The organism is Pontibacter qinzhouensis, assembly GCF_008017455.1.
Taxonomy (GTDB): Bacteria; Bacteroidota; Bacteroidia; order Cytophagales; family Hymenobacteraceae; genus Pontibacter; species Pontibacter qinzhouensis.
Window position 1 is genome coordinate 1 of record NZ_VRTY01000140.1, and the last position, 12,534, is coordinate 12,534.

Annotated in this window: 9 protein-coding genes; 6 read left to right on the forward strand and 3 right to left on the reverse strand. The window is 45.2% G+C overall.

Features of this window, described 5'->3' with window-relative positions; genetic code table 11:
- Window positions 1-611: 611 nt before the first annotated feature.
- On the forward strand, window positions 612-1,679 hold the full coding sequence (locus FVR03_RS22315) for an SDR family oxidoreductase (protein WP_147923999.1): 1,068 nt from the start codon (window positions 612-614) through the stop codon (window positions 1,677-1,679).
- 371 nt (window positions 1,680-2,050) lie between these two features.
- Here FVR03_RS22315 and FVR03_RS22320 read toward each other — a convergent pair whose 3' ends face one another.
- Window positions 2,051-3,097, reverse strand: a complete 1,047-nt coding sequence (locus FVR03_RS22320; RefSeq protein ID WP_255474363.1) for an SDR family oxidoreductase — start codon at window positions 3,095-3,097, stop codon at window positions 2,051-2,053.
- A 171-nt stretch (window positions 3,098-3,268) separates the two neighbouring features.
- On the reverse strand, window positions 3,269-3,619 hold the full coding sequence (locus FVR03_RS22325; RefSeq protein WP_147924001.1) for a winged helix-turn-helix transcriptional regulator: 351 nt from the start codon (window positions 3,617-3,619) through the stop codon (window positions 3,269-3,271).
- A 181-nt stretch (window positions 3,620-3,800) separates the two neighbouring features.
- Here FVR03_RS22325 and FVR03_RS22330 point away from each other — a divergent pair, with 181 nt between their 5' ends.
- From FVR03_RS22330 to FVR03_RS22350, 5 genes are all read left to right on the forward strand, one after another.
- Complete coding sequence (locus tag FVR03_RS22330; RefSeq protein ID WP_147924002.1) at window positions 3,801-4,937, forward strand: NtaA/DmoA family FMN-dependent monooxygenase; 1,137 nt, start codon at window positions 3,801-3,803, stop codon at window positions 4,935-4,937.
- Between the two features lie 4 nt (window positions 4,938-4,941).
- Window positions 4,942-5,688, forward strand: coding sequence for an NADPH-dependent F420 reductase (locus tag FVR03_RS22335; RefSeq protein ID WP_147924003.1), 747 nt, complete (start codon window positions 4,942-4,944; stop codon window positions 5,686-5,688).
- A gap of 35 nt (window positions 5,689-5,723) precedes the next feature.
- The gene (locus FVR03_RS22340; protein ID WP_147924004.1) at window positions 5,724-6,473 is read left to right on the forward strand and encodes an NADPH-dependent F420 reductase; all 750 of its coding nucleotides are present in this window, start codon (window positions 5,724-5,726) and stop codon (window positions 6,471-6,473) included.
- Between the two features lie 119 nt (window positions 6,474-6,592).
- Window positions 6,593-7,606: an LLM class flavin-dependent oxidoreductase gene (locus FVR03_RS22345; RefSeq protein WP_147924005.1), complete on the forward strand. Its 1,014-nt coding sequence runs from the start codon at window positions 6,593-6,595 to the stop codon at window positions 7,604-7,606.
- 34 nt (window positions 7,607-7,640) lie between these two features.
- Complete coding sequence (locus FVR03_RS22350) at window positions 7,641-8,549, forward strand: NmrA family NAD(P)-binding protein (RefSeq protein WP_147924006.1); 909 nt, start codon at window positions 7,641-7,643, stop codon at window positions 8,547-8,549.
- Between the two features lie 893 nt (window positions 8,550-9,442).
- Here the strand turns inward: FVR03_RS22350 and FVR03_RS22355 are convergent.
- Window positions 9,443-12,534 (reverse strand): DUF3320 domain-containing protein (locus FVR03_RS22355; RefSeq protein WP_147924007.1); only part of this gene is annotated, 3,092 nt, incomplete at its 5' end.

Below are 12,534 nucleotides of genomic sequence, written 5' to 3' on the forward strand. Positions count from 1 at the left end.
AAGCTTTTACTCGACCAATACCTGTAAAAATACAATGTATATTTTTACGCACTCCGGGAGCAGGGGGTGTTCAGTTTCACCGGAATCAAGCCTTCAGCTTACCCTCAATAACATGTCCAGTTTCACAGGAACAAGGTGTTCACTTTCAAACGGAATATCCATCATGAACAGATTGGGAGAGATAGTTACGGCCTTGCATAGAAAAATTACTGGTAAATCTGCGTAAGATCAATTAGTAAATAAAAATTTACAAAAACTGGTAGTATTTCATTTATAGCATAGTATGCACGATATACTAAACTGGTCTTTGCTGCCTGATGTGAAGAAGCCGTCTTGAATAGTTTAGGGAACAATAGGCGCATAACATCATTTACAGCCTTAATGCGTATTCTTATAATTTACTTTAATAAGGAGCGGCTTTCGCTGTTCCTAAGAAGGCCGATGTAGCGTTTCTGTTGGGAAGATTGCTTTTTGTCCATTTTGAAGGATTTGGCAACTTTCAACTGTATTTGCGCTTCTACCTGAAACAGGATCTATATAGATTTAGAATGGCCAACCGCTAGAAAGGTTCTAACCTTAACTATGAATGAATCTAAAATCAAAACCTAATTATGAATAGAACAGCTTTAATTGTCGGCGCAAGCGGAATTACCGGTAGCAACCTTGCCTCCGAATTAATTTCACAAGGCTGGAACACCTACGGCCTGGCACGTAATCCGAATAGAAATATACAAAACCTGCACCCCGTTACAGCCGATCTGCTTCGTCCGGAAAGCCTGACGGATGCACTTGCCGATGTAGCTCCCACACACGTGTTTATCACGAGTTGGATGCGAATGGAAACAGAGGCCGAAAACATCCGCGTCAACGCTGCCATGGTCCGGAACCTGCTGAATGCTTTGTCTCCCAAAAAATCGGTGCGGCATGTTGCCCTCGTTACTGGGCTAAAGCATTACCTGGGGCCTTTCGAAGCCTATGCCAAAGACGGATTTCTGCCCGAAACACCTTTGCGAGAGGAGCAGCCCCGGCTGGATATCGAGAATTTTTATTATGCCCAGGAAGATGAAGTGTATGCCGCCGCAGCTCATGACGGTTTCACCTGGAGTATTCATCGACCACACACGGTTATAGGCAAAGCCGTAGGAAACCTGATGAACCTCGGGACGACCTTAGCCGTGTATGCTTCTATTTGCAAGGATACCGGGCGCCCATTCCGTTGGCCAGGCTCTGAAGCGCAATGGAACGGCTTATCCGATGTGACCGACGTCCAGGTGCTGTCCAAACACCTGGCATGGGCAGCAACCACGGAAGCAGCCCAAAACGAAGCTTTTAATGTGGTCAATGGCGATTACTTTCGTTGGAAATGGATGTGGAAGCAACTGGCAGACTGGTTTAACATTGAGGCAGTTGGTTTCGATGGTACCATCCGTCCCCTGGAAGCAGAGATGGCACAGGATGGCCCGTTTTGGCAGGAAATTGCCAAAAAGCACAGCCTCGTAGAGCCGGACCTAGACAGGCTGGCATCTCCCTGGCACACCGACCTGGACCTGGGGCGCCCGATCGAGGTCATGACCGATATGTCGAAAAGCCGAAAAGCAGGCTTCACGGTTTACCAGCGTACGGAGGAGTCGTTTTACAACCTGTTCGAACAGTTGAGATCAGATCGATTGATTCCTTAGAATCTTGCTTTAACTGCTGCTTTGATATAACAGTGCTGGCAGTGGCTGGAATAAAGGAGAGGAACATAGCCGATTATAATCACAACCGAAGGGGATTTTACTATTTATATCGAACTAAAAAAGCCGCTCCACATTATGTGAAGCGGCTTTTTTACTGTTGTAGACCAAAGGATGGAATTATCGAACTTTATCCACAGCGATTTAGCTGTTTTGAATGATTATTTAATGTGTAGAAATATAGTCTGACTTAAACTTAAAGCCTGCTGAACATAAGAGCCGTAGTAAGCTATTTACTGTTGTACTATCAGAACATCTTCTTTGCCTCACACTTCTTTTAGTTGCTGATGCCTGCGCTTATATAAAAAGGAAATTTAGGGAATCAACCGATCTTTGCGTAGTTGGTTGAACAAGTCGATAAATGACTCTTCCGTTCCCCGATAAACGGTGAAGCCCAACTTCCGGCTTTTGGACATGTCGGTCATAACCTCAATCGGACGGCCCAAGTCCAGGTCTGTATGCCAAGGGGATGCGAGTCGGCTTAGATCCGGTTCGACTAGGTTGTACCGCCCGGCAATATCACGCCATAAGGTGGCATCTTGAGCCATCTCTGTCTCTAGGGGCTGAATGGTGCCATCAAAGCCAATAGGCTCCACTTCAAACCAACTGGCCAGGCGCTTCCACAACCACTTCCAGCGGAAGTATTCTCCGTTCACTACATTAAATGCTTCGTTATGGGCTGTTTCCGTAGTGGCTGCCCATACCAGGTGTTTGGCCAGCACCCGGGCGTCGGTAACATCCGAAAGCCCGTTCCATTGGGCTTCAGATCCGGGCCAACGGAACTGACGGTTCGTTTCCTTGCAAATGGTGGCATAGACGGCTAAGGTAGTACCCAAGTTCATCTGGTTGCCCACTGCTTTTCCAATAACTGTATGTGGACGATGGATGCTCCAGGTAAAACCATCACGTGCGGAAGCGGCATACACTTCATCTTCCTGGGCATAATAAAAATTCTCTATATCTAGCCGGGGCTGCTCTTCGCGCAAGGGCGTTTCAGGTAAAAATCCATCTTTTGCATAGGCTTCGAAAGGCCCCAAGTAATGCTTTAATCCTGTTACCAGAGCCACGTGCTGTACCGATTTCTTCGAAGCCAAAGCATCTAGCAGGTTACGAACCATCGCGGCATTCACTCTGATGTTTTCTACCTCTGTCTGCATGCGCATCCAGCTGGTGAAAAACACGTGCGTGGGAGCAACATCAGCAAGGGCAGCTGACAAACTCTCAGGGCTAAGAAGATCAGCTGCAACTGGCAACAAACCATCTATTCTAACATTTGGGTTTCGAGCCAGGCCATAGGTAGTCCAGCCCTGCTCTACCAGTTCCTCTGCCAGATTGCTACCCGTGATCCCGCTTACCCCCACCACTAAGGCTGTTCTATTCATACTATAATTACCTTTAATGAAATCATCTAAAGCTATTAGGTACGGTATTTAGCTTCCGGGAGCTAAATGCATAAAACAAATGGTTGCCTTTAGGTAGCATCATTATCTGACACAAGTAAAACAGAAAGCTCTCAAATACTTTTACCTGGATTATTCTTTTTCAAAAATTTTCTTCCGGTGGGTCAAGCCCCAATCTTTCAAGGCTTCGATAATTGGTGTTAAGGTGGTTGCATAGGGTTCTGGTCTATACAGGATCTTCACCGGATAATCGTCTATTACTACCCGCTTGATCAGTTTGTGCTGCTCCAGGTCCTTAAGTTCCTTGGCCAGCACTTTTGGGGTGATGCCGGGAATACTCTCCTGTATATCGGTGAACCGCTCGTTGCCTGTCGTAACAGAGATAATGATGGGCAATTTCCATTTGCCATTTATCACGTCGATTGCGTCCCGCACCGGCTTAACCGAGTCGAGACAGGACAGGTATCCTTTTTTTTTTGCCATAGCTCTATGTTTTAGGTATTTCACTTTCCTTTAGGAAAGTACTATACAAAGGAAAGTAATTAGGCTTAACTTTGCAACAGCTTATTCAGAACGTATTAAATAATTTAACTAGCGGCACTCTCATTACGCGCCCTTGGAGAAGTTTCAGTATGGGTAAAATTAAGCTTCACTAATAGTTGATATGGGAATTAGAAAAAAGTTAAAGCTGGCAGCCAATATTGATGGCCTTGGATGGAATTATGTGGGATGGCAGCATCCCGATATGCCGTCTGATGCCAGTGAGAATATCGATTATTATATCCAACAGGCTAAACTTGCCGAAGCGGCCAAGTTTGACACACTCTTTTTAGTTGACGTGAGCCATGTAGGCCCGGGAAATATCCCGCATTACCTGAGCATGTTTGAAGGCGTTTCCGTCATGTCTGCCATCAGTACGCATACCAAAAACATAGGGCTTTCGGTTACCATTTCAACCTCTTATGCCGATCCTTACAGTGCTGCCCGGCAAATCCTGTCACTGGATAAAATCAGCAAAGGCCGGGCGTCTTTAAACGCCATCACTTCAAACCCAGGAGGCATGGTGAATTTCAGTCGCGGTCATCTCGATAAGGCAGACCAATATCCCATGAATAAAGAATTTATGGAGATTGTGTTGGGACTGTGGGACACCTATGAAGATGATGCCTTTATCCGGGACAAAGATAGTGGCATATTCCTGGATCCCCGAAAAATGCATAGGGTGAATTACCGGGGGAAATATTTCCAGGTAGACGGTCCGTTAAACCTTAGCCGTTCGGTTCAGGGACGGCCAGTATTATACACAGCGGGTATGTCGCAAACCTTTATGGATCATGCTACAAGCTATACCGACGGTGTGTTTACCCATGGCAATACAGTTGAGGAAGCAGTGGCAATCGCCAAGGAATTAAGACGCCAGTTAGTTGAAAAAGGCAGAAGTCCGGAAGATTTTATTGTGTCCATCTCACAAAATCCAATCGTTGGCAAGACAGATCAGGAAGCATTGGATAAGTATTTGGAACTGTTGCGATTGATACCCAATAACAGCCTCCCGCGGCCCCTGTTTTTTGGCTCAGCCGAAAAAGTGGCTGATCAGGTGCAGCAGTGGTACGAACAGGGCGCTATGGATATGTTGATTCTCCGCCAGGACCACCCTCACGGCTTAAGGGACTTCGTAGAACTAGTAGTACCTATTTTGCAGGAACGCGGCATATTCCGAACAGAATATGAGTCAGATACGCTTAGAGGTAATTTGGAGATACCCAAGCCAGCTTTCAGAAAGATAACACAAAAAGAATAAACTTATGAAGATAGGAATCATTGGCGTAGGCCATATTGGTAAGACGTTAGCCCTAAAACTAAGTGCAGCAGGATATGAAGTGGAAGTTGCTAACTCTAGAGGCCCGGAAAGTATAGGCGCTGATGTGCTTGCTACAGGAGCAAAAGCAGTTACAGTGCAGCAAGCTGTTAGTGCTAAGGATGCTGTCATCTTATCAATCCCCTTAAACCGGCTTCCTGAAATTGCACCGCTTTTGGCTGGCGTTTCAGATGAAACAGTTGTCATCGACACCTCCAACTATTATCCAATGCGCGATAACAAAATTGACAGCATTGAAGCGGGGCAGGTGGAAAGTTTATGGGTACAAGAACAATTAGGGCGTCCGGTGGCAAAGGCCTGGAATGCCATTGGGTCAGATTCCTTTGCAAGAAAAGGTAAACCGGCTGATAGCCCCGACCGCATCGCTATCCCTATAGCTGCAGATCGGGAAACGGATCGCAAAGTCACTATGGCACTGGTTGATAACACCGGCTTCGATGCATATGATGCAGGATCATTGGAAGATTCCTGGCGGCAGCAACCCGGCGCACCCAGCTACTGCACCGACCTTACGTTGCAAGAACTGCCGGCTGCCATTGCCGCAGCTGAGAAGGCACGATTACCGAAGCGTCGTGATCTGGCAGTTGCAGCGTTTCAAGAACGCCTTGGCGATGCTACCACTAACCCAGATGCGGAATACGGTGTCCGCTTAAGCCGTGCGTTATTTATGTAGGTATATTATTCGTTAAACAAATTAAAAGGATAAATATGAAAATAGGAATCATTGGTACAGGTCCTATAGGGGGCACTTTAGCAGAAAAATTATCTAATGCCGGGCATCAAATAAAAGTAACCAACACTAGGGCAATGCCTGAATTAGAAAAAATAGCAGCCAGTTTGGGCGCCACAGCTGCCACCATACAGGATGTGGTAAAAGACGTGGATGCCATCATATTTTCAATACCCTTTAAAGCATTGAGGGACTTACCCCAAAATTTATTAAATGAGGTGCCAAAGGATGTAATAATAATGGATACTTCAAATTATTATCCTTTAAGGGATGGTGAGATTGCTGAACTGGAGCAAAAATCCGAAAGCGTTTATATTTCAGAAATATTAAATCGTCCGATTATTAAAGTGTTTAATAATATCTTGGAATACACCCTTAAACATAAAGGCAAAGCAGCTGGTGCAGCAGATCGGATAGCCATTTCCATAGCGGGCGATAACGAGGAGCATAAAAAAGTAGTTGCTCAACTGGTTGATCAGACAGGCTTTGATACGGTTGACGGCGGAAGTCTTGCCGAATCCTGGAGACAGCAGCCCGGCACGCCAGCCTATTGTACCGAATTAAATGAAGCCGATTTAAAAAGTGCACTGGCTGCCGCTGAAAAAGGAAAAGCTCCTGCCATCAGGGATTTTATCATGGAAAGACTGATAAATATGGATGCCTGGCCAAAGCCTCCATACGAAGAAATTTTAGCTGGAAACCGTTTATATCAGATAGGAACGAAGTAGAATAAGCAATAGCTAAAATTATATAAAAGTGAAAGTTCTGTGTTCCTACCACTTGAGATAACGTTGATGTAAAATTGACGACAATAAATAAGCAAAATGTTCCGGTAAATAATGTGTATATGGATAAACATAGTATCGCCTATTCTATTTTAGAATTGGCTATTGTATCGCAAGGGCAGAGTATACAACAGACCCTGCACAATTCATTGGCATTGGCAAAAGCAGCGGAAGAATTTCAGTACAAACGCATTTGGTTTGCCGAGCATCATAACTCTGATAATATAGGCAGTAGCGCCACTTCTCTGCTCATGGGTTATGTGGCTGAAAACACCACCAGCATTCGGGTAGGTTCCGGTGGTATCATGCTTCCCAATCACTCGCCCTTGATTATAGCCGAACAGTTTGGAACATTGGCGCATCTTTATCCGGGCCGTATAGACTTGGGTTTGGGTAGAGCACCCGGCACAGATCAGCAAACTGCATCTGCCATCCGTTCCGATTTTTACCAGGCAGCACAGGCCTTTCCGGAAGAAGTAGAAAAAATTCAGCGGTACTTTTCGTTGGAAAATAAAAAGTCAAACGTAAGAGCAGCCATTGCGGAAGGCACCGATGTGCCGCTGTATATATTAGGCTCCAGTACAGACAGTGCACATTTAGCAGCCAGAAAGGGATTACCTTATGCCTTTGCCAGCCACTTTGCTTCCACTTACTTACTCCAGGCATTGAAGATTTATCGCCAAGAATTTCAGCCTTCGGAGGTCCTGCAACAACCCTATACCCTGGCCGGAATAAATGTGCTTGTCGCAGATACGGACGAGGAGGCAGAGCAGTTGTTTACCAGTCTTATCAGAATGTTTGTAGGTGTGTTGACCGGAGCCAGAGATCCCTTGCAGCAACCAACAGCGCTGACGGAGGACCTAAAGGCAGTGTTGCAACATCCTTCTATCCATCAAATGTTGAAGTATTCTTTTGTAGGCAGTAAACAAACTGTAAAAAAAGGAATAAAAGCATTTCTGGAACAAACCGGTGTGGATGAACTCATTACTGTAAACACGATGTATGAAATTAACGCCCGAATAAAATCTACCCGGTTATTTTCAGAAATAATGAAGGAGATCAATGAAGAAAAATAGATGAAGGGCGTCATAAAAATCTAAACAAACTCAAATGGAAAATAATCAATATCCGACAATACTCGTTTTAGGTGCCAGCGGAACGATAGGTAAGCAAGTCGTAAAAGAATTGGAAGGTAAAGCTGTCAATGTCCGGATCACTTCGCGTAAACAGGACGTGGTGGAGCAACTTTGTAGTAAAGGAATAGACTGCAGGTATCTTGACCTTGATGATCCAAAAACCTTTGCGCTAGCTCTTGCCGGTGTGGATCGCGTATTCCTACTAACCGGGTACACGGTTGGCATGCTCACCCAAAGTAAAACGTTAGTGGACGCAGCGAAAAAAGCAGGCGTTAGCCATATCGTACATGTGGGCGTATTTGCTGAGTGGGATACGACGGATGCTCACTTTGCATGGCACCAGATGATTGAAAAATACATTGAATCGAGCGGGATTGCCTGGACACATCTCCATCCGAATATGTTTATGGAAGCCCTTACCAGTGCTTACCTACCAAAAAATTTTACCTACACCACCTATTGGAAAGATCGCAGGGTAGGTTACATTGCTTCAAGTGATATAGCTGCTGTTGCGGCAAAAGTTTTGGTGGATGGTCCCGGGCGGCACGCCGGTAAAGATTATTGGTTGAGTGTAGAGAGCTATAATGGAAAAGAAATTGCCCAGCTTATGAGTGAGGTAACCGAACTTGAAATCAAGTGCGAAGAAAAAGGCGTTGAAGAATTCAAACAACTGATTGAAGCTTGGATAGCCGAAGGTGCAGATAGTTGGTACGCAAGCGCAAACATCGAATTTGTTACACAAATGCTGGATGGAAGAATGTCGTATATGTCGATGGTTCAAAATGATATTCCATACATCCTCGATAGACCGGCAAAAACAGTTCGGGAGTTTTTATCTGAAAATAAAGACTTGCTTGTAGCCTCGGCTAGTCGAAAAGAGTAGATAGCTGAAAGCAACGTTGGAGCAATGTATCCCAGGTAAGCTAAGATTAGACTCTTCCGCATGTGTTGTTTCAGACTATAGCCGTTTGTTGAGACAAAAGTAAGGAGCACTTTGCTGATTCCTGAAACCTAATCTACAGTTTGGAATTATTTCCTTAGGATTCTTTAGTTGCTGTCATACAAATCAAAATAACTATGTAGTTCTTGAAATATGTTAATGAGACGAATGGAACTCCAAGCTTAGGTTGATAGGATTTGTCTGAGATTAATGCAAAGTGGAGAGAGTGGGGAGGAGGACCGAAAGGCAAGAGGAACAGCGCTAAAAATCTTTTTTGTTACTTTTCTGTTACTCTGGAAACAAAAAACCCGCTTATTTTTATAAATAAGCGGGTTTTTAAGCTTTACTGTGTAGTCCGTAGGGGAATTGTATTTCCTCTATTATATAACTGAAAATCAATACATTATAAGGTTGTGGTTTTTGAGGCTCACCGAATCACGCACCACTCTTTCTTTCTCAGGTTTGGCTGCATTAGCTTGGTTAAAAATAATGAAAATCTGTTATCGATCAAACTAACAATAAATTTATTATATAAAATAATATTGATTCCTAGGGAGGCTTTGTAGGCGAGATAAAGTGGGTACCGATAAATTAAGATGTGTTTTCTTCAGATAGAGCTCATAAAAACTATTCGTCTTCCCTCCAGTTGCTGACCGGAAAAGACCTGCTTAGCAACTGGAGGTGTACGGCCTAACAATTTTTCCATCTGTTTCGGAGAAGTGATGTAACTGTGTTTGTAGTGAACAGTTTGCCTCCGGCAGTTAAAAGGAGGGAGAGGAAAGAAAATCAACAAATGTATCAGTTCGCTATCCCCACAGCTTTATTAAATAGCTCGGCTATCCTACCAGAATCAACTTATCATTCTCTTCAACAGCATATCCTTTTGTAATAGAATAGGTAATGCCGGCAACCATGGCAGCTTCAACGTTTGCACCTAAGCGGGCGTAGCCAAATAAGCGCGAAGCTTCGCGGATCAATTCACTCTTAGGAAGACTTATTTGATTCGTCAATATTTTCCTGATGCCATTTGCAATCTCCTCAGGCGGTAAATCATCAGCTTCCCTTTTGCCATCTTCAGACTCACTTACCCTGAAAGCTGTATAAGATTCTGGATCATGTTCCTCTTTCCATATAATGATGCTTTTGCCCAACTGAGACTTTTGGACAGGTAGCGTCTTGATTATACTTTCAAAATGAGCATTCATCCTGGCCCCATTCCGAGAGATGCCCCATCCAGCTAATACCCGCTTGCAAAGCAAATTCAGACTGACAGGTGACTCTATATCCACTACCTGCATAATTTGCCGTGCGACCCTATCTCGGTTATGGTGTTGAAGAAAATCTTCGGAAGAACTGGTCATAACTGGCGCTAACTGGCATGCTTCATAGGCCAGGGTAGTTTGTGTAGGTGCTGGAATGGTCGTTTCTGTTGCCAGTTCCGAAGCTGAACCAATGGGAGAATACATAGGGAAAACGTCTCCAGTACCTTCTGCATATTTGGGGGTTGCAGGTTCCCCTTCATGCAGTTGGCCGCCAAGCAATTTATCCTCTTCAGCCTGCTTGATGGCTGTGAGAATATCTGTTAAAGTTCTATCCGGATTCTCCCACCAATCCAGCGACCAGATTTTGTGAATCTTCCAACCCAGCAGACGAAGCACATCAGCCTGTACAATTTCGCGGTCTCTGGAAGTTTTAGCGCTGTAGTAGCTGTAGCCATCGCCCAGAATGCCCAGGAGGTATTCTGCCGGATTGGCTGGGTTCACGACGCCAATGTCTATTTTGTAATCGGAACACCCGATGTTTGTATGCACCTCGTATCCGTTTTTCCTGATTTCTTCCGCTACTGTATTTTCAAAAGAAATTACGTTGCTCGACGAGATTACTGCGCGGCCAGGAAGAGCCGATTTACCTTTTTCGGCATACACCAGAAAAGCTTTTAAACCTGCCACGCCTTCAGAAGCGGTGCGGGTGATGTCAATCTGGTCGGACCGTAGAGTAGAGAACACTTTCATTTCATAACGCGCTCTGGACACGGCTACGTTCAGGCGCCGCCAGCCGCCTTCCCGGTTAATCGGGCCGAAGTTCAGGCTCACTTTCCCATCCTTATCAGGACCATAGCCAACGGAGAATAAAATAATATCCCGCTCGTCACCCTGTACATTCTCCAGGTTCTTAATGAACAGCGGCTCATCTGCCTCCAGCGCTACTTTCTCAAGTTCCGGCCGTGCTTTGTAAACCTCATTCAGTAAATCCTCAATCAGGTTTTGCTGTACCACGCTAAACGTGACGATTCCAATACTTCTTTTGGCCGTTAACGGGTGGGAGAGGCGCTGGATAACTTCCTCCACAATGGCTTTAGCCTCTGCCTGGTTCTGACGGGTTTTCCCTTTGTCATAATAACCTGCCACAGGTACGTGCTTTACTTTTGTCGTGATATCGTCCGTAGAAGGGAAAGTGAGTAATTGGTTGTCATAATATTTGGCGTTGCTGAAGGCGATCAGGCTTTCGTGCTTGCTTCTGTAATGCCAAAGCAGGTGATGAGAAGGCATAGAAAGGGCCAGACAGTCATCCAGAATGCTTTCCAGATCTTCCAACTCTATGTTATCCTCATCTACAGCGTTAGACCCGAAGAAGCTCGTCGGCGGCATTTGTTTCGGGTCGCCCACTACTATAACGTTGGTACCCCGGGCAATAGCGCCCACTGCCTCACAGGTCGGCATCTGCGACGCTTCGTCAAAAACCACTAAATCGAACTTGGTCGTATTCGCATCGAAATATTGTGCCACCGAAATCGGGCTCATAAGCATGCAGGGGCAAAGGCGCGACAAAAGATTAGGAATAGCGTCAAATAGTTTACGGATAGAGGTAGCTCTGCCGTTGTTCCGGATGTTACGTTGCAGAATCCCCATTTCAGAGCTTTGGGAAGCCTCCTGTGCAAATGACGGTATTTTGGCAGCTAAGCGTGCATAAAGTTCTTCTTTCGTAAGTTGTTCAAAGCTTTTGCTCAACTCCCTGAATTTCTTTATTTTCTCCTCAAACAGCTTCCCGTTAAAAGCAGACAATTGTGGTTGCTGGTCGATGATGTATTCGGCGCAGTAGCGGTACAGGCCCTTTTGAAAGCAATCTACAATATCCTCACTGCTTATGCCACCAGTTTCGTATGCGGAGATAAGCGGCTGCAACCCTACCTCCAGTGCTTTGTCTCTTATCTGCAGCCAATTGATCCAATCCCGAACGTCCTCCATAGCGCTCAACCATTTGTGGGTGTAGAAAAGGCTGTTGTTTATCCAATTAGCGTTTCCTACTTGAAGCGACGCAAAATCAATATGCAGGAGCTGCTGTAGGTCACTTTCGTTTTTGTTTATCTCCTGTGATAGCAGCAGGAAGTCAGATAAGGTTGGTTTGTGCGACCGGAGAAAAGTCCTACTACCTTCAGTGAATTCCTGGGCCAATGCGCTTCGCCATGCTTTAGTTCTGGCAGCAGTGTTCAGGATAATTCCCTGATGATGAAGTTGAATAAGGGTGGTGCAGCTGTTCAAGAGGGCATCCCAGTTGCAGGTCCCGTTCTGCCACAGGAAACCTAATAGTTGGGGCAGGTGTGTTGCCTTTTCTATTTGCTCCTGCTCCGCCTGGTATTGTATAATCTGTTGCAGAAATGCCGGGGTTTCCTGTTTGGAAAGACTGCCGGTCAAGCTAAGTTTTTTCAGCCCTTTTAAAACGTTGTTCTGCTTCAGAAATTTAGATAGAAACCATTTCTGCTCGGCTATGTTCCAATCCTGTAGGGCTTGCTCGGCAGGATATTTTAAAACTGTCTTATTGAACTTCAGCAACAGTTCATTTTCTAAAGCGTCCCGTTTTTTGCCATGCGCTGCCAACTGTATGACCTGCGATAATGTCTGCTCCAGATGTTCCACATTGAAAAGAGAGG

What these genes read in the sequence shown, in the direction of transcription:
- FVR03_RS22330 (WP_147924002.1), top strand. Translation starts at nt 3,801, where the DNA reads ATGGGAATTAGAAAAAAGTTAAAGCTGGCAGCCAATATTGATGGCCTT.
- FVR03_RS22350 (WP_147924006.1), top strand. Translation starts at nt 7,641, where the DNA reads ATGGAAAATAATCAATATCCGACAATACTCGTTTTAGGTGCCAGCGGA.
- FVR03_RS22325 (WP_147924001.1), bottom strand. Translation starts at nt 3,619, where the DNA reads ATGGCAAAAAAAAAAGGATACCTGTCCTGTCTCGACTCGGTTAAGCCG.
- FVR03_RS22335 (WP_147924003.1), top strand. Translation starts at nt 4,942, where the DNA reads ATGAAGATAGGAATCATTGGCGTAGGCCATATTGGTAAGACGTTAGCC.
- FVR03_RS22345 (WP_147924005.1), top strand. Translation starts at nt 6,593, where the DNA reads ATGGATAAACATAGTATCGCCTATTCTATTTTAGAATTGGCTATTGTA.
- FVR03_RS22315 (WP_147923999.1), top strand. Translation starts at nt 612, where the DNA reads ATGAATAGAACAGCTTTAATTGTCGGCGCAAGCGGAATTACCGGTAGC.
- FVR03_RS22340 (WP_147924004.1), top strand. Translation starts at nt 5,724, where the DNA reads ATGAAAATAGGAATCATTGGTACAGGTCCTATAGGGGGCACTTTAGCA.